Source organism: Vibrio sp. SCSIO 43140 (assembly GCF_023716585.1).
Lineage (GTDB): Bacteria > Pseudomonadota > Gammaproteobacteria > Enterobacterales > Vibrionaceae > Vibrio > Vibrio maritimus_B.
Genome location: NZ_CP071851.1, coordinates 376,027 through 401,694 on the forward strand (window position 1 = coordinate 376,027; position 25,668 = coordinate 401,694).

Here is a 25,668-nt window from a genome sequence, read left to right on the forward strand (position 1 = left end):
CAATAATTGACGCATTGAGCAAATCCAATATTGCTTCAATAATTGTAGAAGCGTGAAGAAAGGGACTAAAGATGAAAATCTTAGCGATTACAGCATGTACTGCCGGTGTAGCTCACACCTACATGGCAGCAAAGAATCTAGAGAATAAAGCGGCTGCCCGAGGGTGGCAGATTAAGGTCGAGAAGCAAGGTGCTAACGGCCTTGATGGTCGCATTACCGAGCAAGATGTGGCTGAAGCGGACGGCATTATTTTCGCCACAGATGTGGGCGTTGCCGAAGTAGAGCGCTTCGAAGGGCTTCCGTCTGTTCAAGGCAAAGTGAAAGATGGCATAAAAAAAGCGGATGAGATGCTTGATGCTCTAGAGCAAAAAGTAAAAGCGGGCGGCGCCACTCCCAAAGCCAATGTAGCCTCTTTCTCAGAGCCAGAAGAGCAAAGTAATGACAACATCGTCGTTAAGTTCCTAAAAGATTGGTATAAAGGCGCACTTTCAGGTGTTTCTCACATCATCCCTCTTGTCATAATCGGCGGCCTTTGTGTTGGTTTATTGAACCTATTCTTCGGCTACGATTATACCCACCTTTATGATGAAGCTATCCTGATTGAATATACCGGTAAAACCTATGCTGATCTTGGGATCGTAAGCGCGGCCGAAGGCCTTGCTAGCAGTGATATCAGTGCGATTAAGAATGAGGTATATGCAGCAATAGCCCAGCCTGAAGCGAAAGCTCAGTTTGAGTCTTCATTGCAAGGCATTGTCCACTTCCTGTATTACAGCACACTGAAAGCATTCAACCCGCTATTGGTTTGTGTTCTCGCTGCCTTTACCGCCTATGGCATGGTTGGTAAACCAGGTTTAGCTCCGGGATTTGTTGGCGGCTATGTCGCCATGGGTGGTGGGTTTGGTAAGATCTCTATCATGACGGGTGGCTTCCTTGGTGGCTTAGTCGCAGGTGCGGCTGCAGCGCTGTTTGTGATGTTGATTCGCCAGATAAAAGTACCCGCGGTGCTTGAGTCCGTTAAGATGATCATCATTACTCCGCTACTGGCCGGTATTTGTACGCTGCTGTTTATGTACGTAGGCCCAGGTAAGTTCTTTGCTCAGTTAAACTCTGGCCTTGTCGAATGGCTGACGTCGATGGGTACTAACAACCTATTGATCCTCGGTTTCATCCTTGGTGCGATGGCGTGCTTTGATATGGGTGGTCCGGTAAACAAAGCGGCTTATATGTTCTGTATCGGTGTCGGTACCAGTGGTGACTTCGCTGGCGATGCTTCGATTTTCTATGCGGCGTTTACGGCTGCAAAATGTATCCCTGGTATGTCTCTTGGCATCATGTCAGTACTATTTAAGCGCTACTTCGACAAAGAGGACAGACTGGCAGGGCCGTCTACAGCCATCTTGGGCTTCTGTGGAATCACTGAAGGTGCAATCCCTTACGCTGTAAAAGATCCAATGCGTATCATTCCAGCACATATGATTGGCGGTGGTGTTGCTGCGGGACTTATTCTCTCGTCGAAGATTACTATCGGTACTGTCGCAGGTGGTGCGGTATTCATGCTACCGGTTATCGGCGACCCAACGGCTTGGCTACTTTATTTCTTAATTGGTATCGCGGTTTCTATCGCATTGACGATTGCCCTGAAAGCTTTTGGCCCAAGTAAAAAAGCGGTAGTCGAAACAGCATAGTGGGCAAGCACTTTGCTCCTTTTTTCAGGCTCTAGGTTTTCCTAGAGCCTGATTTGTATTATTTGGTGGAAAGTCACCATCTAGGTACTCGTCACTACGTGAGTCGGTCTCTTTTAGCTGACAAATTTGAATGCGGTCAGAAGATTACCAGATTGTATTTGTATTATAATTTTATAATTTGTATTATATGCTCTATCTAATTGGTCTATAAGGCAAGTTCACTAACATCGCTCACTCATTTGTTAGTCGATAGGTCTAAGTGTTGAGGTATCTATGGCTAGATTGCCAATGTATCGTAAAATCGCTGATGAAATTCGTAGTAAAATCAGCACTGGAGAGTATCGCGTTGGTCATGCTCTTCCGACAGAAGCTCAACTGCGCGAAGAGTTCTCTGTGAGTCGTGTGACGGTCAGGCAAGCACTTAAATTACTCATAGAAAACGAGGAGCTTGAGAGCGTGCAAGGCAGTGGTACTTATGTGAAAGAGAACAAAGTTAACTACGATATCTACCGCCAAACCAGCTTTGCTGAGAAATGGGCTCACCTTGAAGGCGTCACTCACAGCGATGTACTTGCTTTTGAAATTCAGTCCGCTTCTCTAACGATGGCAGAGCATCTAGAGATCAACCAAGGCGAGCGAATTTTCTACGTGAAACGTGTCCGTTACCTTGATGAAACTCCAATCACGGTAGAGGAAACTTGGATGCCAACCGCAATGTTTCCTGATCTCACTTACCAAGTGATGCAGGGATCGAAATATGAATACATCGAGAAGCAAAAAGGAATGGTCATTGATCGTAGCGAGCAGGAAATTATCCCAATCCTACCGCCTGATGAGATTGCACAGCTACTCGATATGGACCCCGCTCAACCTATCATAGAGAAACGCACTCGCAGTCACTTACAAGATGACACGGTATTTGAGTATAGCCGCAACTACTTTAAGTCGAGCGAGTACAAGTTCACCTTGGTAGCCAAACGTCACTAACTCTACTTGATGCTGTCGCTTTTTTGAGCCTTGTGGTCCAAGTTCAAGCTTTGAACTTGGTATCTTCAAGGTATCCCATTTATAGTTAACCTATCAAGCATACCGAAAAGGAATAAAAACAATGCGTTGGATGTTAATTGGAGCCTTGGCAGTAGGTGGTTTAGTGGGCTGCCAATCAACTTATTACTCTGCAATGGAGCAAGTTGGTTACCACAAACGCGACATTATGGTGACGCGAGTTGAAGACGCCAAAGAATCTCAGCAGGAAGCGCAAGAAGAGTTTACGAGTGCGCTCGAAGCGGTATCAGCACTGAGTGGTTTTGATGGTGGTGATTTAGAAAAAGTCTACAACGACATCAACGATAAGTATGAAGACAGCGAAAAGGCAGCGGAAGAGGTGCGCGATCGCATTTCGGCAGTAGAGGATGTCTCAGAAGCGTTGTTTGAAGAGTGGCAAACTGAACTTGAGCAATATACCAGCGCTAAGCTGCGTCGTTCGAGTGAGCAGAAGTTAAAGGATACTCGAGCATCCTACCAAACCATGCTTAAGGCGATGAAGCGAGCAGAGCAGAAGATGACGCCTGTCCTCAATACGCTGCGCGATAACACGCTGTACCTCAAACACAACCTTAACGCGAGTGCAATTGGCTCATTGCAAGGCGAATTAATCAGTCTGGAGAAGGACATTCAAGTCGCGATCAACCAGATGAATGCCGCGATAGAGGAGTCGGATAAATTTATTGGTAAGCTTAATAACCAATAGAGAGTTAAACAACGAAGCTTCATCGATAGCCCCCCTGTGTTCAGGGGGCTTTTTTCATTCTGTGCCTAAATTGTATTTTCAAGATTCCCGTCACATCAATTTCTTGTGTTTAAGTTTGTAAAACCCCTTAAAGCAAACAACTATTAACGAATAACTCACCACATCCGAGGGGAACCATGAGTAGTGTATTTCATCGTAGTTGCCGAGGGCAGTTGCCGACCGTGAGTCATGGTAACGGAGTCTATCTTTTTGATACCAAGGGCAAGGCATATTTAGACGGTTGTGGTGGAGCTGCGGTGTCTAATTTGGGGCACAGTCACCCCAGAGTTAAGCAGGCGATTCGAGATCAGCTCGAGAGCATCCCCTATGCCCACACCGGATTTTTTACCACCGAGAGTAGTGAACGATTAGCGGACCGCTTGGTGGAGCTCGCGCCTAACCCACTAAAGCATGTGTATTTTGTGAGTGGTGGCTCGGAGGCTGTAGAGGCCGCGCTGAAAATGGCACGTCAGTATTTTGTCGAACAAGGCAAAACACAAAAGACTCAGTTTATTGCTCGTCGGCAAAGCTATCACGGGAATACTCTAGGAGCGCTCGCTGTTGGAGGTAATGAGTGGCGTCGGGAGCCCTTTAGGCCTTTGCTCTCGACTAGTCATCATATCGCCCCCTGCTATGCCTATCGTGACAAACTGGATTCGGAAACTGAGGTGGAATATAGCCTGAGAGCGGCGAATGAGCTTGAGAGTAAAATCCTGGCCCTAGGCGCTGAGAGTGTCATGGCGTTCGTCGCCGAGCCGGTCGTTGGGGCAACCGCTGGCGCGGTGCCAGCGACAGCGGGTTATTTGCAGCGTATTCGAGAGATATGCGACCGATATGATGTACTGCTTATTCTTGATGAGGTGATGTGCGGTATCGGGCGAACGGGGTCATTTTTTGCTTTCGAGCAAGACGCTGTTGTACCTGATCTTGTCACCGTCGCGAAGGGATTGGGCGCGGGGTATCAATCTATTGGGGCAGTGTTGGCTCATGAGAAAATCTACAATCAAATCGCCAATGGCTCAGGCTTTTTTCAACATGGCCATACGTTTATGGGTCACCCAATGGCGTGCGCATCAGCGTTAGCAACCGTAGACACTATTGTTGATGAAAGCTTAACTGCTAAGGTCTTACACAAGGGGCAAGGGCTGCAGTCGAGGCTCCAAGATGCCATTGGTGAACTGCCATTCGTCGGTGATATTCGAGGGAGAGGCCTATTTGTTGGTATAGAGCTAGTGGCGGACAGAGAAACCAAAGCGCCGTTAGCCATAGAAACACAAGCACATAAATGGGTGAAGTCGATAGCGATGGACAATGGTCTCATGTGCTATCCCATGTCTGGAACGATAGATGGTAGGCTCGGGCACCATGTCTTGCTCGCACCGCCTTTCATCATTTCAGAGTCAGAGCTTGATGAGTTAGTTTCAAAGCTCAGTGTGTCGCTCAGTCTTGCTGCTAGTTTATGGGGGCGCTAAATATGTCACTGTTTCAGCCATCCCAAACGGCCATCATTGTCGCTCCCAATGGCGCTCGTAAGACTCAAGAGGACCACCCTAATATACCGATAGCGCAGCAATCAATAATAGATGAGGTGATCGCCTGTCGAGAGGCGGGAGCTGCCATGGTGCATCTTCATGCTCGTAAGCGAACTGGCCAGCATTCCCTCGAGATAGAAGACAACCTCCCGCTTTATGAAGCGCTAAAAGACAAGGTTGGCGACAGTATTCTGGTACAACTCACCACGGAGGCTGTCGGTCAATACAGCCCCGCGCAGCAGCAAGCGCTGATAAGAGCAGTAAAGCCAGAAGCGGCCTCTTTTGCGTTGAGAGAACTCATTCCTGACGAGAGCGACATCGCTTCAGCGAGTCATTTTTTTCACTGGGTGGCTGAGCAGGGGATCTTATCGCAATACATCCTCTACGATAATCACGATTTACGGCGTTACTTACAGTGGTTATCTCAAGGTGTGTTGCCTAACTATCATCACCATTTGCTATTGGTACTAGGGCGATATAGCGATGGACAGGTAGCTTATCCGAGCGATCTTATCACCATACTTGGATCGCAATTATTTGAGCTCGATCACCGTTGGGCAGTGTGTGCATTTGGTCAATTTGAACACAAGTGTTTAACCGCTGCTATGCTTATGGGGGCTGATGTTCGTGTTGGGTTTGAAAATAATCATTATGACAATCAAGGTGCTATCGCCCCGAACAACGCCACTTTGGTCTCTCAGTTGGTAGAGACAGCAAGTGCGCTCAACATTGAACGAATGACAGCCGAAAGGTTGAAATACCATCTCACTTCGACCGGTAGTTAAGGAGTAACCGGTCAGGACCCCTACGACAGGAAAAGGAATACTTATGACCAAATTGAAGACCATGTTAACCGTGTCCGCTGTATGTATGGCAATGGGCGGAGCGACCCTCGCGCAAGCTCAAGACCGATTTGTGACAATAGGTACTGGTGGCGTAACGGGCGTGTATTATCCTACTGGAGGTGCGATTTGTCGCCTAGTAAATAAGAACCGCGCCGACCATTCGATTCGCTGTTCGGTAGAAAGTACGGGTGGCTCAATTTACAACATCAACACGATTCGAGCAGGCGAGTTGGATCTGGGTATCGCTCAATCCGATTGGCAATACCACGCCTACAATGGCACAAGTAAGTTTGAAGATGCTGGTGCATACAAAGACTTGCGTGCTGTATTCTCTATTCACCCAGAACCGTTCACGGTTGTGGCCCGCGCTGATTCAGGTATTGAGACATTTGAGGATCTAAAAGGTAAGCGAGTAAACATTGGTAACCCGGGCTCAGGTCAGCGCGGTACCATGGAAGTTTTGATGGATGGCTACGGCTGGGGTATGGATGTCTTTAAATTGACATCAGAACTCAAAGCATCAGAACAGTCGAAAGCGCTTTGTGATAACAAAATTGACGCCATGATCTACACCGTGGGACACCCAAGCGGCGCAATCAAAGAAGCGACCACATCGTGCGACAGCAAGATTGTGACCGTCGCAGGTCCAGTGGTTGATAAGTTGGTGGCAGACAACAGCTTCTATCGCGTGGCAACGGTGCCTGGTGGCATGTATAAAGGTAACGAAGCAGACGCTATGACCTTTGGTGTTGGTGCGACGTTTGTTTCATCTACTGCCGTGCCAGAGGATGTGGTTTACAACATAGTTAAATCAGTATTTGAAAACTTCGATGACTTTAAACGACTTCACCCTGCTTTCGCGAACCTGAAGAAAGAAGAGATGATCAAAGATGGCCTTTCTGCGCCTCTTCATCCAGGGGCTGAAAAGTACTACAAAGAGGTGGGTTTGTTGAAGTAACTAACTCGTATCTCTAAACCTTACCCTTGAAAACAACAAACCCAACGCTTTTGCGTTGGGTTTTCTTTATCTGCTAGCTCTGAATTTCTGTCGTTGTCTCTCGTGTGGCGAGATAGCGAATATGAATGAGATCTGCGGGTGTGATATCAGCGAGATGGCAAATCATTGACGGCGCCATGCCATAAGCAACGAGGTTTTCCCAGCTTTGATAAGCACGTTGTATATGTTCTAACTCCAGTTCATTGGCGGCGGCGACTCCCTGTCTTACATTGCGCATCTGCGTTCCGATCCAGATTGGAGATGCGTGAGCATTATCTTGATTTGATTGCTCATAAGGGTTAAGTGTCGTCATCGTTTTCTCTTCTTTGGGGCTTGCTAACTAGATTAACCACCACATCATTTTAGATATAGGCAGTTATATAGATTTGTACCATTAATCATATTTATGTTTCCTAGTGGACGTCGAGTGCTTTTCATCATCGTGGCACGAAATGGTAAGTACAAAAATCATTCAGCTCTAAAATACGCTCCATCACTTGGTCGAACACACAAATGAGAAGCTGCTAACGACGGGTAAATAACAACATGCCCAGCAGGAATCGCATTGTGTCCGACTCCCATTATTGAGGATTGAACCGCTTAGGATGGCTTGATTGAGGCAACGACTTTGAAAAAAACATTCATCACAAAACTAGCACTAGCAACTACTGGTATTTTGGCATTGACAACAACAGCACAAGCATTTGAGTTAGGTGCGGATACCAAACGCGGTGTGACCTTCCAGTTCGATAAGGTGATTGTTGGTGTTAAAGACAACTATGTGAATGGTGGCTTTGCTTTCTTAGAAAAACCAATTTCTGCTGAACACAATATCAGCTGGTTTGTCGAGGGTGGTGTCGGTTATAACTGGAACAGTGAACGTGTCGATATTCACGCGCCTGTTGGTCTTCGTTGGGAGCCAGTGAAAAACTTAGATGTGGATCTGTTTGCAACACCAGAGGTGAAGTTTAACGATGGTGCCGATGTCGGAGTTGGTGTGGACTTAGGTGTATCTTGGAAGTTCTAACACAGATAAAAAAAGAGGCAATACAAAAGGGGGTATTGCCTCGAGTTACACGCATAACACATGCACTAGGTGCTTAAGGCATCGCCATAGTGCATCGACTTGCATTATCCTTTGTCAGGGTTAGGTGAGCGCAATGTTAGTGCTATAGTGAGTTGGAACTGTGTTCACAGTTCCAACTAAGTTTTTGTTATTAAAGCGTTCCTGTTAGTTTTGCTGAAGTAATGAACTCCCCAAAACTCTCACACCAAATAATTGCGGCCTGATACTGACTCAAATCTGTTTGCTCTGGCAGTGGAATCAAGAAGCGATCAAATGTTTTCACATCTCCCACCTGCAACATTGATGCTTTGGCTGCCATAAAGTCAGCTTCGGTCTCGACGTAGGTCGGCGATAGGTACAGCTTGTAGTCTGGTCCCGGTGCCAGTTCCCCAACGAAAATAGCACTGTCCGCTGAGAAGCTGATGGTTCCTTCCCCCCAATGAAGAAAATCGCTGTCTTGGCGGTTTTTATCAAACTCTCCCTGATAGAGGATGGCGTTAGATTGCGAACGAACCATCTCTTCTGATGGCGATTCTGGCTGAGTCAAGATCGGCAATACATAGATGCCGAGCATGAACCCAAAGAAGAGGGCTCCGAGGTGGGTAAATAGTAGAATTACTCGTTTCACAGTCACTCCTTTGACGTTACGACGTTGTCACTTCTAGTGCTAACCATAGTGCAAGCTTGATGCGCTCATCAACTTCGTTAACGTAATAAGTGCTCTTATTTATTGATACTGATTGTTTTGGATGACCGCTTTGAGTGTTTCACGTGTTGCCTTGTGATCGGTATCGTTTATGAATCGGCGATGATAGATCATTCGATGTTGGACGTTGCGTATCTCTAATGGAATCGGGAACACCTTTAGGTTAAGCATTGGCGCCAAATGGTTTGCAAGCGAAAGCGTTGACGCACCAAGAAGGTTGGTTGTTGCTGCCAATGCCAACATGCTAGAAACTGAGCCTGTTTCCGCTTTAACCACTCTGTGCGGGCTAGGTTTTTCCGATAGGAAGTCCATCATGTTGACGTTGTTACGGCGAATTTTTAGCGCGATATGTTGTGCGTTGAAGTAGTCCTCATAAGACAGAGTGTCGCCGATGTCTGGATGATCTTTTCTACATACGCACACAGCAGGCTCATCAAAGATATCCTCTACAATATGGGCTTGGCTCATACTTGTTGCGATATCAATCGCGAGATGAACTTTTTGTGAGTCTATATCTGCCAAAAGCTGCTCTTCACTTAATGGTGCTTCGATGAATGACAATCCCGGAAGGTCACAAACCAAGTGCATCAATGCCTCGCTGCAGTAGACCTTTGTTATCTCTTGTCGTTTTTCTATCGTTTCTAGAACGGCGAGCGGCATTTCAATTTTATCCGCTAAAGCTACCGCGGCCCCAGTCGGTGCAATGCCTCTACCTGAGCGCACGAACAAAGTTTTGCCTACGACGCCTTCCAAACGTTTCAATGCGGCACTAACGGCCGGCTGTGTAAGCTCTAACTCTTCCGCCGCAACGGTGATAGAGCGATGTCGATAAACGGCGCTAAACGTTGAGAGTAGGTTTAAGTCCATAACAAACTGATTTGATGGATGATATCTCTATCCTAGCAGAGGGTTGAGTGCTGTCAATTGGGGGAAGCAGCCTGAATATGTAGGATATCGAAGTATTTATATATAAATTAAATTTATATATAAATGGATTTTTGCTTTATTTATATCATTCTTACGGATGTTTAAACTTGCTCTCAACGACACAAGGAGGTGATTGGTTATTCAGAGATTAAGAGAACTCAAACAATGAAAAACACTCGTATCATTTCTATTATGGCGTTGTCAGCGCTGGTATTCACTGGCGCAGCGAAGGCTCACTCCCCTGAGTCAGATCTTAAGTTTAGAGGTGGTTTAGGCTATTCATCCCTTGAAGGCAGCCATTCAGCAGTCAATGCCACGGTCGGTCTGGAGCTAAATCAATACTTGGGGATCAATTTTGATCTTTATAAAGGTACGGACAGCAGTATTGATTATACCGGTGGCGGTTTTGCTCTTGAGCTTGGCTACAACTTCGCTTTACCAAACAGCTTTGAACTTCGTCCTTTTTTAGAAGGCGGCATGACGACGGGTGTTATGAATAATGAAGATCGCAAAGCTACAGACAAAGGCGGTCATCTAGGATTCAGCTCTAACATCGGTCTTCGAGTGCAGCACCAAGAAGTCCCCGTTTATGCTGAGTTTAAAACCGACATTCACACTTCCCATACCGACGCACGTTTCCTACCTGAGAATACATTGCTGGTCGGTTTTCGACTGCCCTTATAGCGTCACCCTAAACCAAATAGCGGGGTAGCCCGCGACATATACCTCAACTTTTAATCACCAGCCTCACATTGTGGGCGTGGAGAGATCACTATGCGAAAAATTCACCAATTAAGTGTTATCACGGGCGCGATTCTCATGTCGAGCTCGGTATTTGCACAGAACCCTTTCGAGCATTATCAATCTGAAAATTCAGCCAGTTTTTCAGGTTACAAGCACTACAACTACGAACAAAATGTCAGTACGGATGAGCTGATGAAACAAGGAGGAAAAATTTATTCGTCTCCAGAAGAGATTCACGCCATTTTACAAGGCGGTCTCAAAACGGACATTCAAACGGGTGAAGAGCTCTGGAAAGAGGGCCTGATGTTTGATGGTATCGAGCCGATGGACCATATGGTTACCGCGGCAAACTGGTTTCCTCGAACAGAACAGGTTCAGCACAACGAGATGCGCGTGACGTTCATGGGTACGTCGCCAATGATTCGACCTGGTCAGGCGAATACATCTATCTATGTAGAACTGGGTAACGGCGATAATTTTGTATTCGACTTGGGAGAAGCGTCGATCGCCAACTACATCGGTGCTGGCGTAGCTTTAAACGAACTTGATAAGGTCTTTATCACACACCTACACGTAGACCACTTCGGTTCATTACCGTACCTGTACCAGTTTGGTGGATGGAACGGTCGCTGGGAAAAACCACTAACCATCTATGGCCCGTCAGGTCGAAATCCAGAAGACGGAACACGTCACATGGTTGAGGGCATGCTTCAGATGCTTTCGTGGCACCAAGATGCCTTTGATGTGTTCCCTTCAGGCAACGATATTGAAGTAGTGGAGTACGACTTTAAAGACGATGGCGGCGTTATCTACGACGTTGACGGTGTCAAAGTTTCTCACTGGCGTCGCTCACACGCGAAAGATGGCGCATCTGCTTACAGGCTCGATTGGACGATCAGTGAAGAAGAGTCGTTATGTTTTGTATGGACAGGCGATGGTCGACCGACCGAACTTGACATTGAATATGGCAAAGGCTGCGACCTGTTTGTCACCGAAGTGCAAACCGAGTTGGTTGGGCTTGCGTCTATCGTACAAGGTGTTCCAGCTTTCTTGACGCGCTATACCATCGATACTCATCACACGTCTGGCTACGCGGCGGGTTGGCTTGCAAATCAAGTACAGCCAAGGCTGTTTATGACCACACACATGGAGTTCGACCCTTATTACAACAATGAGACCGTAGCGCAGGTCCGTGAGCACTGGAAGGGACCTTACCACTTTGGCGCGCCAGACATGATCGTTGCCAACATTACCCCTGAGAAAGCTTGGGTACGAGAGGGGATCATTCCAGATTTTCCAAACAACCGAGCGCCTCAGTTCAACCTTAATGACGGTGAAGTGTTCCGAGTACCTGTTCCTAAAAACTCGCGAGCAGACATTCAAGAACAAGAGATCAGAGACCTCGAGATTGATGAAGCTTTGTATTACCCAGAAGGCTATCACCCAGAACTGCTAAAAGAGTGGCCGCTGGATCGTGACCTTATTGTGCCAACGGAAGTGTTACCAGAGAGCATGAAACGCGGCATGGGTGAGAAGCAACGAATGGTGGATGAAATGCGTGAAGCGCATGGCTTAGAGCCGCGTTCTGTCCACAGAAAAGAGTCTGCAGACCCTTATCGCGATACTCGCAAAGACAATACAAAACAACAATAACCCAGACTGGCGGGCATCACGCACGATGCCCGTGTTCCAACCGCTTTTTTATCGAGACCACATTATGTTTAGACGAATGACCACTTTCACATTGATGAGCTTGAGCCTGATTGGTACCGCAGCTCATGCCGCGCAACATGATCACGACACACTCTTTAGCCGAGATAATGCCGTAATGGCCGCGGCGGCTGTAGAGAGGGTAAATGCATACTGCGTAGAGCTAGGCACTATGAGCCCGGAGTACTCGCTTCAAAACGCCATGATGATTAGAGAAACCATTGAAGGCCTATCACAAGAAGTACTTCATGAAACTTATACCTTTAGCGAAGAAGATGAAATGTATCTACAGGGCGTCAGCCTTGGGGAAAAACTGATTCAAGAAGCCGAGCAGAAAGGGCATGTCAAACAAATGTGTACTCAACCTGAGGAGAAATCGCTATGAAGAAAGTCGTAACTGGTTTGGTAGCACTGATTCCAACGTTGGCTATTGCTTGTGGCGCTCACGTCCACAACACCTTGCCGCATTATGAGAACTACACCGAATCGTTAGTGGCAATGTCGGTTTGCAAAGTTAACGAACACATATCCGAAGAGCAGTCTGCGGTGTGGTTTAAAAAGCTGGCATGGGTTGCAAATGGCACAGATGAGGAGTTGTTTGAGCACTATGCGCATTTTGCAGCAGACCATGTAAAGGACATCGCTAACGATCCAGAAATGCTACCTAAATGGACCAGTGACTATTGCAAAGATCAGTTCTTTGACGTGATGGCGATGGATCAAGTGGTACTAGAGGACCTATATGACGAGCAAGAACTGGCTGATAGAGAGTTCAATCGCCAAATAAAGCTATCAGGAAGTGAAAAGTCACAAGATAAGCCTGAAGCGTAACCGTTTTAACAACCCAATCTACTAACTATTGAGCGGTATTTAAGGAGTGATGACCATCATTTCCAGGAAAAAGCAGTACAGTTTGGGTGTCTTTTGAGTATTAGCTCTTTGGGTATGGGGGCAGTATCTAGAGGGCTGAGGATTTCAAAACCTCCAAGTATGAACACAAAGTAAGAGGGTCAGCTTATTTAAAGCGAACCCTCATTGCATGCACAGTTACGTAATCATTTATGCCATGCGAACTTTTCAAACACCTTATCGACAGGCGTATCCGCCATGTGGTTTACATAGTTACTGATCACCTTCTGTGATAGACCCAAGATCACTTCAAGGACTTGCTGTGGCCCGTATCCGGCATCGTAGAATGCAGCAACCTCTTCTTGTGGCACATTTCCGCGATTGCGAACCATGCTGAGAGTGAAGTCTTTGAGCGCTTGCAGTTTATCTGTTGGCATTGCTGCATCATTACGAAGTGCTTCGATCAACTCTGAATCGACTTTCATCGAATGAGCGATCCCCGTGTGTGCAGGTACACAGTAGTGACATTCATGTTCAACGTTGATAGTTTGCCAAACCACAGTGAGCTCTTCAGCATCAAAAGACGTCTGGGTGAACAGTTGATGCAGTTGGGTATAGGCTTTGAGTGTTTCTGGAGACTCTGCCATCACCGCATAAAGCCCCGGAACCATCCCCATCTGTTTTTGAGCACCCTCTAGAATCGCTTTGCTTTTTTCTGGTGCGCTATCGACGGTATGTAGTTTGAAGTTATTCATAGTATTTTCCTCATTCAATTCTGACTATTTTTGATAGTGGTTACGTTGACTATTTCGCTTCTGGCTCAAGAAGGATTTTAGTCACTAATAGGCGAACTGTCGGTGCGACGATCGCGAGAAGTAGCAAGGCTGATGGAAGCATTTGTCCCGCAGCATTCATCCAAGCGTCTAGGAAAGAGGCGCCATTTGGAAGATTCTTAGCCACCATGATTGCCGGCATACCTAACAGCATGGTTGGCAATACCATGGATACCATTAATGGGTACTGAAATTTACGTGGAAACTTTTTCATTGTTTGCTCCAGTTGACTAACTTATGACGCTATTCTAGTCTTCGATTAATCAATCAAAAATAGACAATATTGAATCTGAAGCGTGCAATTATGAAAGCTAAAGATATATCCAATCTGTACCTGTTTTGCCAATCAGTAGAGTGTGGAGGTTTTGCTGCTGCAAGCCTCAAGACGCATGTATCTGCTCCAACTCTCTCACGAGCTGTTGCTAGTCTGGAGGAACAAACAGGAGAGAAGTTGGTTCACCGAAACGCCAAGCAATTTCAATTAACCACGGCAGGGGATGAGTACTATCAGCGATTTGCTGCTCTGTTTTCTCAGCTCAATGATCAATGGGTTCAGCTTTCAAATAGCCAACCTGTATTAACCGGGGAAATCCGTGTTTCTTGCCCAGAACCATTTGCGGATAACTTTTTGCAAAAACTGGCTATCGATTTTATGGAACAGCATCCAGAAATCACCATAAGTATCCAGTTTAGTGCAGGGACTGAGCGCTTTTTTGACGATCAGATTGACCTTGCTATCGTGACGAGTCCGCCCCATGCCACAAACTTAGTTCAACGACGTCTTTTTGAATCACCGCTCGTCATGGCGGCGTCGCCGGATTATTTATCCAAGCATGGTGTGCCTAAAAGTACCGAAGACTTACTGATGCACCGCTTACTGTCTGGGAATAACCTCCCTTATTGGGAACTAAAGGAGGGCAGCAAGACCGTGCAAATTCCTTATCAACCCAAATATGACATCAGCAGTCTACGTTTGAATATTGAAGCGACGTTGCAGGGAGCAGGGGTTTGCATGATGCCATTGGCGGCATTTGATAAACATGCCAAGGCTGGGCGATTAGTGCGAGTATTACCTGAAGTAGAATGTCCGGCAGGTAAGGCCTATTTAGTTTGGGCAGATAGGAAGTTGATTGCGACAAGGGTTGTCGCATTTAGAGATATGGTATTCGAGAAATTTGGAAAGACTGACCAATTTTTGGCATCGATTGGTGATGAGAAAACCCAAATAGAATAAAAAGAACCCGCATATGCGGGTTCTTTTTTATGAACGGTTTCGCTGATATAGATAGGCATTTAACCAAGCTAATCCAAGAATAATTAGCGTCATGACCGGCGGTTTAGATTGAAGTGGGAGTACTTCAGCAGGCACGCTTGGAAGCAAATGAACATACACGGCGACGATCATGATTGCTGTCGTCAGTAACGTAGAAGCCGTTATCAGAATGTCATTGGTTCTGGTACTCAATCGATGAGATGCGACCATGAGAACCATTAACAAAACGCCTGCGGTAATCTCTCCTAATTGACCTGCCCAGCGAGACAAGGTCGGAAACGGAAGCTCACTTAGCGCGATTTGTTGTGTGAACATGGTTGTGAATGGGTCAAAGAACTTAACGGTTCCAGCCATAACCATAAACGCACCCAGTAAACCGGTTAGGATTTTTTGTGAGCGCTTTGAGACAGAGTCTGAAGCGTCATAAGTGCGAAAAAGATAGTAACCAGTGACAAGCAACATAGTAACGATTAGCGATAATTCGAGGATGAGTTGTGAAGTGCTCATAGTATTGAACCTGTAGTGAACGTGACCAAGTGATAAGCATGATACCGAGCTTCTTATCATTCAAAAATAGACAGTAATGAATTAGAAGCGTGCATATTTGAATTTTTAAAGGTGATGATGAATACTGGTCATTTTCGGATCTCTAGTTGAAATAAGACCTAAGTGGGGGTTGTGATTTAAATATCCATGGCGCAAAGTAAGGAAAAATTACTACTACAAAGACAGACAGATGGATTTAGCGAGTTTTTTAAGGTTGATTCTTCTTGCCTCAATATGGGGCGGTTCCTTTCTATTTATGCGTATAGCTGCCAACGTGATGGGACCAGCGGTTCTGATAGAGGCTAGAGTATTCTTTGCAGCGATTGCTCTGCTCGTTATAAGTCTCTATCTAAAAAAGAAGCTTGAGTTCACCAAGCATACCCGCCACTTTTTCACCATTGGGCTTTTCAATACCGCGCTGCCATTTCTGCTATTTGCTTACGCTGCTCAAACGCTAAATGCCTCGACCTTGTCGATCCTTAACTCTACGGCTGCCATTTGGGGGGCTGTGATTGGAGTCTTCTGGACTAAAACGCCACTGACCAAGCGCGGTGCACTAGGGCTATTAGTTGGTGTTATTGGTGTAGCGGTATTAGTTGGTTGGGATGCTGTCCGCATCGGAGAAGAGGCTACACTGCCAATTATTGCCGGTGTCATGGCCGCGTGTTGCTATGGTATCGCGACCAATTATGCGAAAAACGCACCGTCGGTTCCGGCGTTTAATAATGCTCACGGAAGTATGTGGGCGGCGTGCTTGATTGTTTTACCGTTAATCCCTTTTGTCCCGATGCGAGAAGTGCCAACACAAGAAGTTTGGTTGTCTGTTGTCCTGCTCGGCGTGGTGTGCACGGGAGCGGCCTATTTGCTGTACTTTAGATTGATTACTGATATTGGTCCGTCATCAGCGCTATCGGTGACCTTCTTGATCCCAATGTTTGGCATCTTGTGGGGAAATCTGTTTCTTGGAGAGCCGATAGGTGTCAACACAGTAGTCGGCACCGTATTGGTTATTAGTGGCACTATGTTAGTGACGGGCTTTTCATTCTCTTCTTTCGCCAAAAAAGCGGAGTCATAAAGCTATTGGGGCAGAGAACTCATTTCCCTGCCCATCATGATTAATGTGTATTGTCTTGCTTTATCGCCTCTTTGATGCGCTTACGTTCATACCAAAGCACGACGAGTAACGCGGAAATCGCGATGACCAGCCAATTGCTGGCATCGTCGGTTAAGCAGTAGTGCATTTGCTGCAATACGATATCCATTAGACCTCCGCTACGATTCTGCAAACAGAGTAACGGCTGACTTGTAGCAAGGAGCTATCGTGACATCGATAACATACCAGCCTTCGCCACAGATCTGTTTAAAGCCGCTAGAATCAACAACAAAGCGGTTGGCACCATTTTGGATTAGGAAATATTTCATCATGACCTCGTTTAATCGGTTTAGGTGATTAGTCCGTTAATCAAGGTTTGTGTGTTTGGATGGGCTTATTGTCTCAGAAAGGCGAGATGGTGCGAGTTAGTATCTATCAGTTACGCTAATAGGAGAGCTGCTAGTGGAGCTCTCCTTAACGTCATCGATTTTAAATAGCCTGAATGGCAACGGGCTTGAACCTTTCTCGAATTTGCTGGATAAGCACAAAGAACACGCTCGCCATAATGCAGCCAACAAACGTCGCAGTCACAATTCCGCCAAACGACGCCCAGCCCAGAGCTTGTTGACCACCAGAGCCTACTGCGTTAGCGAGCATCAGTGGAATCAGTCCGACACCGAAAGAGAATGCGGTCATAAACACGGCGCGTGCACGTAAGCGTAGCGCTTGTACCGCTGCCTGCTTGATGGTTAGCTCACCCTCATCTCTAAGTGTCTTGGCAAACTCAACGATAAGTATTGCGTTCCTCACTGTCATGCCGATTAACAAGATGGCAGATAGTTGGGTGAGGATGTTGATGTTACCGTTAATGTGAATCACGCCTTCCACAATACCAATAACCGCCGTAGGTACCGTTAGCATGATGGCTAGCGGAATAAGCCATGATTCGTACTGGGCAACCAATACCAAGAAGGTAATAAGCATCGCCAGTCCCATTACGATAGCGACCGTATTTCCTGCGCTGACTTCTTCTTTTGCCGCTCCAGTGAACTCGACGCGGTAGCCAAACTCTTCAGCTAATTCTTGTATAGCCTCAATCGCTTGACCGGAAGCGACACTCGGGATGACGTCGATAAATACGCCTTGCTCTGCGTTGTAACGAGTGATGAAGTTAGGGACTTTGATCTCCTCTACATCGAAGAATTTGTCGTAGGTAATGCGAGTACCGTTAGACTTTGAAAGTCCTGTTTTCTTTAATGCTTCTGGATCGAGTCGGTACTTAGGATCGTTTTGCACCATCACCTTGTAGTTACGACCACCCATGTTAAAGGTGTTGATGTACATCCCCCCGAAGTGAGTCTGCATTCCTTCTACAACGTCAGCGAAGGTGACACCGTATTTGAGCAGGTCATCGCGCTTGATGTTGAGTTTCATTGATGGCTTGGTAACTTCAAACTGCCCCATAGCAAGGCCGATGCGATCGTCTTCCATCAGACGTGTATTAAAGTCCATCGTCAGCTGATATAGCTCGGTCGGGTTGAGTTCAGGCGCAAGTAATACAAAGTTAACGCCATCCACCATGCCAAGCTCTGGGATCACTGGCGGTTTAAATGCAAAGGCCTGAATATCAGTATTGGACGCAAGTACTTCATTGACTTGCTCTGTGATTGCAGCATCGCTTGTGGCTCGGCTTTGCATTTCATCAAGCGATAGCAACATCATAAAGCTGCTCATTTCAGCGGTATTGGTCAACAAGTTAAAACCTGAAGCCTCAACGCTGGTGGACACGCCAGGTAGGGCGTTGAGCTGCTCTGTTAGTGACGCTAGATACTCGTCTGTTTTAGACAAAGCCGTACCTTGAGGGAAACTGCCAACGACAAAGATTGCGCTAGTGTCTTCCTCTGGAAGTAAGCCTGTTGGCAAACTTGCACCACGCTCAACAGATAGGTACAGGCCACCTGCTAGTAAAGCGATAGTTAGGATAGGTAGGCGAGTGGCGGTCCAAGCCAAACCGGTAAACGCTCTGATCTTTTGAGTGATCACCCATTCCACCGATTTCGCAATGACGTTTTTCTTTGGCGGCGTCATGAACAGTGCGCAGAGCGCAGGCGTAAGGGTGAGCGCAACCAATGTGGATACAACGACAGACGCACACAACACGATGCCAAATTCTGAATAAATCGTGCCCGCCATACCAGGGATAAACAGAGAAGGTGTAAATACGGCAAGTAGAACCAACATAGAGGCAATGATAGGGGAGAAAGTAATATCCAGCGCTTTGGAAACCGCTTCTTTTACCGTCATCTCAGGGTGCTCGTGAAGTTGGTGTTCGGCATTTTCAATAACAATGATCGCTGCGTCAACAACGATGCCGATGGCCATGACCAAGCCAAACATTGAAATGATATTGATTTGAATACCAAGTCCGCTCATAACCGCAAAGGTGCCGATTAGAGAAACAGGAATTGCCGTTACTGTAATCAAGGTCAGTCTAAAGTTTTGCATAAAGAGGAGCGTGACCAAAGATACAATAGCGACCGCGAGCACTAGGGTTTCGAGTACGTTGTATATCGCGCCATCAATAAAGGTAGTGGCGTCATAAACCGTTTTGATTTGGTAGTCGCTTGGCTCGGCGAGCAGTGTTTTAATACCAGAGGCAACGTCCATAGCATTGGCTTCTGGTGTCTTATAGATGAACAATACTGCACCGTCCGCATTCTCTCCGTATGCATTCGCGGTATAGATCTCACTGCCTAGCTCGATATTAGCAACGTCTCTCAAGAAGATGGTTTTTCCCAGTTCATCTGAACGAACCACGATGTTTCCAAACTCTTTTGGCGAGGTTAACCCGCCTTCAACGGTAATCGGAAACTCTAGTTTGTCATCAACTAAACTACCTGCAGAAGCAATCTTGTTCTGAGTGGCAATCGCGTCATTTATCTCGTTAACATTGATAGAGTAGTACTTCATTTTGTCTGGGTTGAGCCAGACACGAATGGAGTACTTCTTCTCGCCAAGCACGTCGATCTTTGACACGCCATTGATACGTTGGATTTTCTCTTTTAGCGGACCACCAGCAAACGCACTGATATCAATTGCTGAGGCGTTCCCTGAAGGGTCGGTAATCGAAATACCAAGCATCAAGCCATTGGATAGCTTCTCCACTTTGACGCCGTTTCGCATCACATCGCCAGGTAGCTCTGGCAGAGCAAGATTGACACGATTCTGAACTAAGTTAACCGCTTTGTTTGAGTCAGTACCGCTCTCGAAAACGACTTCAAGGGTGTAGGTGCCATCTGCGCCGCTGGTGGATTTCATGTACTCCATACCAGCCACGCCGTTGACTTGCTTTTCAATCTCGGGAGCAACAGATTTTGCCATGACATCAGCGCTTGCCCCGTCCATAAAGGTGCGAACTTCGACTGTGACAGGCGCAACATCGGGATATCGGCCTATGGGGGAATTAGCGGCAGATATTGCCCCAATAAGAGAAATCAGAAGCGCAATGACAATTGCAAACTTAGGTCTTTCTATGAACATTTTAAACATGTCAGCTACCCATTGATGAATAATTGTGCCGAGTGTACGCCTCGGTTTTTTCAATCTCAAATGAGAGCGAGCTTCATCTATTTGGAAATAAACTGATTAATATCGAACATTCGAATGGCTTGATTTTTTGGGTGTCGTTTCTCCCTAAATTAAGAGCACAAACTTAATGTATTCAAATATGTAATAGAAACCATTTTCTCGGATAGGCTCAACCACATTAAAGTGCTGCCACGTTTCTATCGTGCACTTCGCACATCAACATCTTAGGAAAACAATGAAAAAAATACTTATTAGCTGCCTCTTCGTGCTTGGCGCACATTCTGCTTTCGCGTATCACCCTTGTGAGTCTGGTAATGTGGTAACCGATGCAGTTGAAGGCGCGGTCGTTGGCGGTGTCGTCGGCGCCATTGCTGGGGATGCCAAAACTGGCGCTATGATTGGCGGTGCTGCTGGCGTTGTTGATGGGGCTTATGATGACGCTGAATGTGATGCTTTGATTGGTGAAGCAGTTGTTGAAGATGCTATTGTGTCCGACTATGAAGATAGAGTCGTTGGTGAAGCCATCGTCGAAGATGCGATCATTGCAGACTATGAAGATAGCTTAGTCGATGATGCCATTGCGGACGCAGCACTGGATGATGCTTGGTAGAGACATTTCATGTATTGATAGCCTCAATTCCATTCGATTGTCAATGCTCAAGTTCGCCTGACCTATCTGTAAATATAATGGGATCTAGTTGACATTTCTAATAGTTAATCGGCTTGAACCATTTAAGGTTTCGAAAATAGTGGATAATATATCGCCACCTATTATCCCGTTCGACCCTTCCAGCAATCAATATGAACCCGGTTTTACCTGTCTCAGAGTCAGTTAAACGTTCTCTGAAGCCTAACTATTTATTAACTATTTGCATAGGTTGCTGGCTGCTGATAGGTGCCGTGTGTATGGCGGCAGAGAGCCATTATCGGGTGGCAACTTCTCCGAGCGACCAGGTTGCACCACTACTATTTTCTGCCGCTGAACAAGCGCTCGATTCAGAGTTCGAGCTAGTTGAAGCGCAGAGTCAGTATCACGCTATTTCTATGCTGGAAGAGGGAAGTGTTGATTTTGTCGCTAATGTGATAAGTAGTGACATCAATGGAAGTAAGATAGCCTATTCTAGCCCGACAAACTTAGAACCTGTTTTTGCGGTAAGCAGGAAGCCCATCGATTGGCAAAACAAACTTCACATTGGGCTACAAGTACATTCACCCTATAAGCAGTATCTTCTTAGCGCATTTCCCCACATTGATGCCGTCGAGCTATTTGCTGAATCAGACATGTTCAACAAGCTCAATCAAAATGAGATTGATGCATTCTTGATTACCTATCGCGACCTCGCACGAGTGGCGAAATACGATGTCTTTATAGAATCTGTCGATGGCATACTAAAATTGCCGCCGGCTTCGGTGGCAGCGCTGAAAAAGAGCCCAGCAGCAGGTCTGCTAACAGATATCGCATCGGTTGCCTCAGAAAAAACCACTGCGCTCACCATTTATGACACGATTCAACAGGCAATCAGGTCCGCACGCTTAGAGGCGTTGGATTATAAAGTTAAGCGGCTTTTTCCATTGTCTTACTCGCTGAATATTGCGTTGGAGGGGCGAAAGCCGTTTAGCTTTTATGAAGCTGGTCAACAAAAAGGGATAATGCTCGAAGTCATCGACAGTGCCTGTCGTTTACTTAAGTTTCATTGCACCATCACTGATACAAAACATATGACCTGGGAGGAAATCGAAGCTCAGTTTATTCAAGGTGAAGTCGATGTCATTGCCCCTTATGTCTCATCTGAACCTCGTCAGTTGCATACCTATTTCTCCGATGTCATTCACGAAGCGGAAATCTACGTTGTTAAGCGTGTCGGATACAGGGACCATTTTTATCATTCGGCGTCTGAGCTGTTCTTGGAAAAATTAGGTGCGGTCAAAGCGGACTATTCAGAGTATTTGTGGGAGCGCTATTTACCCAATAAACCCATTACTCTGTTTGGCACTCAAGAAGCTCTAATTGAAGCATTGCTCAGTAAAAAAGTGGACTACATCATGTTGGACTCAGTGAGTCTCAATGCCATGCTCGCTGATGAGCTTTTACCAATCAGACCTGAAATGAACATTCCAAGTGTGCACTCGGTGCCCGTCGCCGTCGGCTTCTCAAAGCGTGACCAACATAATCAGGTTGCCGCCTTGTTTTCGGAAGCGCTTGAACTGGTTGATATCGAAAAGATCATTAACGCGTATGATTCGCCGCCTGACTGGCAGAAAATCTGGATCTCCCATAATAGAATTTCAACACTCATCTACGTCATTGCAGCGCTCATCATCATGATGGCATGCGTGGTCGCGGTATTGCTTTACCGAACCTCACGAACCGATACGCTTACTGGGCTTAAGAACCTAAGATCGCTAGAGAGAAGCTACTTTAAAGGGCTCAAGGAAGGTGAGACGGTATTGTACTTAGATGTGAATCGATTTAAGCAGATTAACGATAAGCTTGGGCACAAGGTGGGGGATGCATTATTAGTCTTACTGGGTAAGCGCATCAAGAAGCATTGGCGCGGTAAGGCTTATCGCGTAGGGGGAGATGAGTTTGTGTTAATAGGCACGCCTACCGATTCTCAGCTCAGAGATTCGCAAGCCATGCTAGAGGAGTTTCTGGTGCCACTTGAGCAAGAGCCATCTTCTATCTTGGTATCGGTGGCCATTGGTATCTTTCGTGCTGAAAAGGACATAGGTCTAGAGGAGGCTCTGAGTAAAGCGGATATTTTAATGTATGAAAACAAAGCCGAAGTTCGAGTCAACACGGAAAGGAACTCACAGCCACTTAATAGTAAAACGACCAGAATCCTTTAGTGATCGCGCTTACAAATCCGAGAAGCTATTGAGATTATGCGCTCATGAGTAAGTCCTTGTTTTATTTTATTAATAATTAGGTCAATAATCTCGCGGGAATAAATACTATAACTTTCAGTTAATTGAGCTCACCGCTCCGCCCCTTTAGGCTGCACGCGCACTTTAGGATTGAAGTGCTGTGGTCGCCAATTTTCGAACCACACTGAGTAAGGACGCGCTTTTTAACTTCAGGGTGAGTTTACATGCGTGCGAGCATTTCCATTTTAAGCGCGGCTATCGCTGCGACGGTTTCTTTTTCTTCTTTTGCAGACCAAAACTCTGATAATGACGTTCAGGATATGTCTGATCCGTTAGCGGTATATACCCAGGCGGGCGCGGGTGCGTCAGATAAGGGCCTCAACATTAAAGTGGGTCGAACTTATGATACGGGCAACCCAGAAACGATGGCAATGAACATCATCGAGGTGAAGGGTATTGCTGGTGAATATTTAGGTTGGTCAGGTTCAAGCCATCGCGATAATTCAATTGATAGCGTTCGTTTTCGTAACTTCAGCGTCAACACGACCAATGGTCGTGGTGCTCAAATTGATCTTAATTACAACGTTGAGCAAGAGAGCCTAAATGCGTCGTACAGCTTTATTCAGGCGCTGCCAAAATTGGGCAACTTGAACCTATACCCGCTAGCGGGGCTTGGCGTAAATGTGCGAAATGGAGAGTTTCCTGGTTGTGCTAATGTCGGCGTAGATTGCCAAATCGATCAGCAGAACATCGGTTACACCATCCCAGGAACCTACGCGGTTGTGGGTGCTTATACTAAGTATGCGATTACCGACAAACTATGGTTGAACTACAATCCTATGTGGCTGACAACGATCTCAGGTTCAAAGTCCTATGTTGAAAATGCTTATGGTCAAGGAATGGGTTCTATTTTCACTAACGAGTTTGCTGTGTCCTATCAGTTCACACCACGTTTTAATGTTCGCTATTTTGCTAACTGGACTCAAGAGCAAAGCTACTTCGACGGCGATCAAAGAGTGGAGTTTAACTATCAGTTCTAGAAGCTGCAGCTTTGACGAGTGGTCAGATTAGATTGTTCATTGAGCAAGGACGCTCTACTATGGAAGAGAAGATATTCATTCCTTCGAATATCTTGGAATAAGAGGAAGTTGAAAAAATTAGAACGGGAAGACGATGCCAACTTTACCGTAGGTATTACGCTTGTCTGTGCCGTGTTTACCTTCGTTACCAATTTCAACATAAGGGATCATGTTGTCGATAGCATTGAACGTCGCGCGTAGCTCAACGTTGTAGATCATGTCTTTGTTTTTATCGCCAGCAATCACTTTTTTCTCATGTTGCTTCTGACCAACTAACTTAGCGTTTAAATACATGCGTTCAGTAAGTTGTCTACCAGCAGCTAGGTCAAAGCGAGTGATGTCGCCGCGAGCATTGCCATTGTTTGAGTTTAGGTCAATATCCTTACGCAAACGAAGTGATGTATCAAACATATCAGCAACGTTTCCGCCTACAGTAACACCAAACTTGTTTTGGTCGTTCACATTGCCTTGAACACTTTTCTTATCGACGAACTCGTACTCACCTTTTAGCCAGAAGCTTTCAAAGTCGTGTTTGTAGTTAACGTTATACTCGTTCTCAAAGTTTGCTTTACGCTTTGCCGAAAGACCAAATCCCTCGTAACCCACGAAAGCTTTGATGCCAGAACCGTTAGTGGTTGTGTATTCTTTTACACCGTCAACGAACTTCGCATCTAGCTCGATACCGCCAGTCACGCCCTCAGCCATTGCGTTTACAGAGAATGCAGATGTCATAGCGAGAAGGATTGCTGTTTTTTTCATTTTCTTATTACCTATTTTATTGTTTTCGCTCCTGTAATTGGAGCGGCACAAAGGTACCTAGAAAATGCAATAGGTCTAAGTTAGGAACTATTCGGTATTTTGATTGGTCGGGGAGTTTTTGTATTGTAAGAGCCCCCCTCCCAACCTCCTCTTAGTAAGAGAAGGAGCAACAGGCTCGCTGCGCAACGCTATTTAACTTAGGCGATGCGACGATAGGAGCTAGCCTGCAGTTCTCCCCATTGATAGGGGGGAGTTAGAGGGGGTAAAGCGGACTCAAAACTAGCGTATATAGCTCGATTAAAGCTTAACGTTTCACTCCTTCCGGCTACGCGCCCCGCTTCTAAGGTGAGAAGCCAGAACTCTGTAAATAGACAGGGTTCAGAGATTTATCATATATCCCAAGTATCGTTCCTCAATCCCTCGTCTAAACTTAGAAAAAACACACCGATATACATGTTATCGAAACATGGAGCATGACGATGAAGCCAATCTTGATCATTTCCCCTCTTTTTCTTCTGGCTGCATGCAGCGCACCTGTAGACCATGTATCCGGAGTTTCAAGTGATGATCTTTGCACGGCATTACAAACGGGTAATGTGGCAGAAAATAGCACCATGATTGGTGACGAAGAGGTGACGATGGACAGCGTCTACGGCGAGCTAACACAAAGAAAGATTAACCCGTACGCGAGAGGGTGCTTTGGCAGTCAGGAAAAGGCGGTGGAGTATCGAAAACACCAAGAAAAAATTGTCTCAGAGGCGTTAAATTATTAAATT

Annotated in this window: 27 protein-coding genes; 17 read left to right on the plus strand and 10 right to left on the minus strand. The window is 46.1% G+C overall.

The genetic code is table 11. The features are described 5' to 3' along the window. Positions 1–71 precede the first annotated feature (71 nt). The 6 genes from J4N45_RS20185 to J4N45_RS20210 all read left to right on the plus strand — a co-directional run bounded on the left by J4N45_RS20185 (position 72) and on the right by J4N45_RS20210 (position 6,812). The gene (locus J4N45_RS20185; RefSeq protein WP_252016434.1) at positions 72–1,688 is read left to right on the plus strand and encodes a PTS fructose transporter subunit IIC; all 1,617 of its coding nucleotides are present in this window, start codon (positions 72–74) and stop codon (positions 1,686–1,688) included. A gap of 273 nt (positions 1,689–1,961) precedes the next feature. Beyond that, complete coding sequence (locus tag J4N45_RS20190; RefSeq protein WP_234497302.1) at positions 1,962–2,675, plus strand: GntR family transcriptional regulator; 714 nt, start codon at positions 1,962–1,964, stop codon at positions 2,673–2,675. Between the two features lie 193 nt (positions 2,676–2,868). Then, the gene (locus J4N45_RS20195; RefSeq protein ID WP_394150486.1) at positions 2,869–3,438 is read left to right on the plus strand and encodes a DUF2959 domain-containing protein; all 570 of its coding nucleotides are present in this window, start codon (positions 2,869–2,871) and stop codon (positions 3,436–3,438) included. A gap of 176 nt (positions 3,439–3,614) precedes the next feature. Further along, on the plus strand, positions 3,615–4,949 hold the full coding sequence (locus J4N45_RS20200; protein ID WP_252016436.1) for an aspartate aminotransferase family protein: 1,335 nt from the start codon (positions 3,615–3,617) through the stop codon (positions 4,947–4,949). 2 nt (positions 4,950–4,951) lie between these two features. After that, positions 4,952–5,794, plus strand: coding sequence for a beta-keto acid cleavage family enzyme (locus J4N45_RS20205; protein WP_252016438.1), 843 nt, complete (start codon positions 4,952–4,954; stop codon positions 5,792–5,794). A gap of 43 nt (positions 5,795–5,837) precedes the next feature. Further along, entirely contained in the window at positions 5,838–6,812 is a 975-nt protein-coding gene (locus J4N45_RS20210) for a TAXI family TRAP transporter solute-binding subunit (RefSeq protein WP_234497296.1), read from the plus strand. Positions 6,813–6,885: 73 nt separating this feature from the next. Here the strand turns inward: J4N45_RS20210 and J4N45_RS20215 are convergent, their stop codons facing one another. Continuing rightward, entirely contained in the window at positions 6,886–7,164 is a 279-nt protein-coding gene (locus J4N45_RS20215) for a hypothetical protein (protein WP_042470774.1), read from the minus strand. Positions 7,165–7,479: 315 nt separating this feature from the next. Here J4N45_RS20215 and J4N45_RS20220 point away from each other — a divergent pair, with 315 nt between their 5' ends. Further along, positions 7,480–7,878 carry a hypothetical protein gene (locus tag J4N45_RS20220; protein WP_234497295.1) on the plus strand — a complete coding sequence of 133 codons (399 nt, stop codon included), beginning with the start codon at positions 7,480–7,482 and terminating at the stop codon, positions 7,876–7,878. Between the two features lie 190 nt (positions 7,879–8,068). On the opposite strand, the gene J4N45_RS20225 is transcribed toward J4N45_RS20220, so the two are convergent. Together J4N45_RS20225 and J4N45_RS20230 are read right to left on the minus strand one after the other, a co-directional pair. Then, positions 8,069–8,545 (minus strand): DM13 domain-containing protein, encoded by a 477-nt coding sequence (locus J4N45_RS20225; RefSeq protein ID WP_252016440.1) that lies wholly within the window; start codon positions 8,543–8,545, stop codon positions 8,069–8,071. A 99-nt stretch (positions 8,546–8,644) separates the two neighbouring features. Further along, on the minus strand, positions 8,645–9,490 hold the full coding sequence (locus J4N45_RS20230; RefSeq protein ID WP_252016442.1) for a LysR family transcriptional regulator: 846 nt from the start codon (positions 9,488–9,490) through the stop codon (positions 8,645–8,647). 225 nt (positions 9,491–9,715) lie between these two features. Between J4N45_RS20230 and J4N45_RS20235 the strand changes: the two genes are divergently transcribed. From J4N45_RS20235 to J4N45_RS20250, 4 genes are all read left to right on the plus strand, one after another. Continuing rightward, positions 9,716–10,234, plus strand: coding sequence for an outer membrane beta-barrel protein (locus J4N45_RS20235; RefSeq protein WP_252016446.1), 519 nt, complete (start codon positions 9,716–9,718; stop codon positions 10,232–10,234). Positions 10,235–10,324: 90 nt separating this feature from the next. Next, positions 10,325–11,947 carry a guanitoxin biosynthesis MBL fold metallo-hydrolase GntH gene (gene gntH / locus J4N45_RS20240; RefSeq protein WP_252016449.1) on the plus strand — a complete coding sequence of 541 codons (1,623 nt, stop codon included), beginning with the start codon at positions 10,325–10,327 and terminating at the stop codon, positions 11,945–11,947. A gap of 76 nt (positions 11,948–12,023) precedes the next feature. Then, positions 12,024–12,389 carry a hypothetical protein gene (locus J4N45_RS20245; protein WP_252016452.1) on the plus strand — a complete coding sequence of 122 codons (366 nt, stop codon included), beginning with the start codon at positions 12,024–12,026 and terminating at the stop codon, positions 12,387–12,389. After that, positions 12,386–12,835 carry a hypothetical protein gene (locus J4N45_RS20250; RefSeq protein ID WP_128649840.1) on the plus strand — a complete coding sequence of 150 codons (450 nt, stop codon included), beginning with the start codon at positions 12,386–12,388 and terminating at the stop codon, positions 12,833–12,835. The genes J4N45_RS20245 and J4N45_RS20250 overlap by 4 nt, the downstream gene beginning before the upstream one ends. 224 nt (positions 12,836–13,059) lie before the next feature. Here J4N45_RS20250 and J4N45_RS20255 read toward each other — a convergent pair whose 3' ends face one another. Both J4N45_RS20255 and J4N45_RS20260 read right to left on the minus strand, forming a co-directional pair. Further along, on the minus strand, positions 13,060–13,608 hold the full coding sequence (locus J4N45_RS20255; RefSeq protein WP_252016455.1) for a carboxymuconolactone decarboxylase family protein: 549 nt from the start codon (positions 13,606–13,608) through the stop codon (positions 13,060–13,062). Positions 13,609–13,657: 49 nt separating this feature from the next. After that, positions 13,658–13,900 carry a DUF2798 domain-containing protein gene (locus J4N45_RS20260; protein WP_042470784.1) on the minus strand — a complete coding sequence of 81 codons (243 nt, stop codon included), beginning with the start codon at positions 13,898–13,900 and terminating at the stop codon, positions 13,658–13,660. Between the two features lie 90 nt (positions 13,901–13,990). On the opposite strand from J4N45_RS20260, the gene J4N45_RS20265 reads away from it, so the two are divergent. Continuing rightward, positions 13,991–14,920, plus strand: a complete 930-nt coding sequence (locus J4N45_RS20265; RefSeq protein ID WP_252016458.1) for a LysR family transcriptional regulator — start codon at positions 13,991–13,993, stop codon at positions 14,918–14,920. Positions 14,921–14,947: 27 nt separating this feature from the next. Here J4N45_RS20265 and J4N45_RS20270 read toward each other — a convergent pair whose 3' ends face one another. After that, positions 14,948–15,466, minus strand: coding sequence for a hypothetical protein (locus tag J4N45_RS20270; RefSeq protein WP_252016461.1), 519 nt, complete (start codon positions 15,464–15,466; stop codon positions 14,948–14,950). 229 nt (positions 15,467–15,695) lie between these two features. On the opposite strand from J4N45_RS20270, the gene J4N45_RS20275 reads away from it, so the two are divergent. Continuing rightward, a complete protein-coding gene (locus J4N45_RS20275; protein ID WP_252016464.1) occupies positions 15,696–16,580 on the plus strand; it encodes a DMT family transporter in 885 nt (294 codons plus the stop codon). 40 nt (positions 16,581–16,620) lie between these two features. Here the strand turns inward: J4N45_RS20275 and J4N45_RS20280 are convergent, their stop codons facing one another. From J4N45_RS20280 to J4N45_RS20290, 3 genes are all read right to left on the minus strand, one after another. Then, positions 16,621–16,767 (minus strand): hypothetical protein, encoded by a 147-nt coding sequence (locus J4N45_RS20280; protein ID WP_234497283.1) that lies wholly within the window; start codon positions 16,765–16,767, stop codon positions 16,621–16,623. A 10-nt stretch (positions 16,768–16,777) separates the two neighbouring features. After that, positions 16,778–16,927 (minus strand): hypothetical protein, encoded by a 150-nt coding sequence (locus J4N45_RS20285; RefSeq protein ID WP_156110920.1) that lies wholly within the window; start codon positions 16,925–16,927, stop codon positions 16,778–16,780. Positions 16,928–17,087: 160 nt separating this feature from the next. Continuing rightward, positions 17,088–20,147, minus strand: a complete 3,060-nt coding sequence (locus tag J4N45_RS20290; protein ID WP_252016467.1) for an efflux RND transporter permease subunit — start codon at positions 20,145–20,147, stop codon at positions 17,088–17,090. A gap of 274 nt (positions 20,148–20,421) precedes the next feature. Between J4N45_RS20290 and J4N45_RS20295 the strand changes: the two genes are divergently transcribed. The 3 genes from J4N45_RS20295 to J4N45_RS20305 all read left to right on the plus strand — a co-directional run bounded on the left by J4N45_RS20295 (position 20,422) and on the right by J4N45_RS20305 (position 24,094). Next, positions 20,422–20,796, plus strand: a complete 375-nt coding sequence (locus J4N45_RS20295) for a YMGG-like glycine zipper-containing protein (RefSeq protein ID WP_234497280.1) — start codon at positions 20,422–20,424, stop codon at positions 20,794–20,796. A 296-nt stretch (positions 20,797–21,092) separates the two neighbouring features. Beyond that, on the plus strand, positions 21,093–23,036 hold the full coding sequence (locus J4N45_RS20300; RefSeq protein ID WP_252016470.1) for a GGDEF domain-containing protein: 1,944 nt from the start codon (positions 21,093–21,095) through the stop codon (positions 23,034–23,036). Between the two features lie 242 nt (positions 23,037–23,278). Beyond that, a complete protein-coding gene (locus J4N45_RS20305) occupies positions 23,279–24,094 on the plus strand; it encodes a hypothetical protein (RefSeq protein WP_252016473.1) in 816 nt (271 codons plus the stop codon). A gap of 117 nt (positions 24,095–24,211) precedes the next feature. On the opposite strand, the gene J4N45_RS20310 is transcribed toward J4N45_RS20305, so the two are convergent. Continuing rightward, complete coding sequence (locus J4N45_RS20310) at positions 24,212–24,892, minus strand: hypothetical protein (RefSeq protein WP_252016476.1); 681 nt, start codon at positions 24,890–24,892, stop codon at positions 24,212–24,214. 479 nt (positions 24,893–25,371) lie between these two features. Between J4N45_RS20310 and J4N45_RS20315 the strand changes: the two genes are divergently transcribed. Beyond that, positions 25,372–25,665, plus strand: coding sequence for a hypothetical protein (locus J4N45_RS20315; RefSeq protein WP_252016479.1), 294 nt, complete (start codon positions 25,372–25,374; stop codon positions 25,663–25,665). The last annotated feature ends 3 nt before the right edge of the window (positions 25,666–25,668 follow it).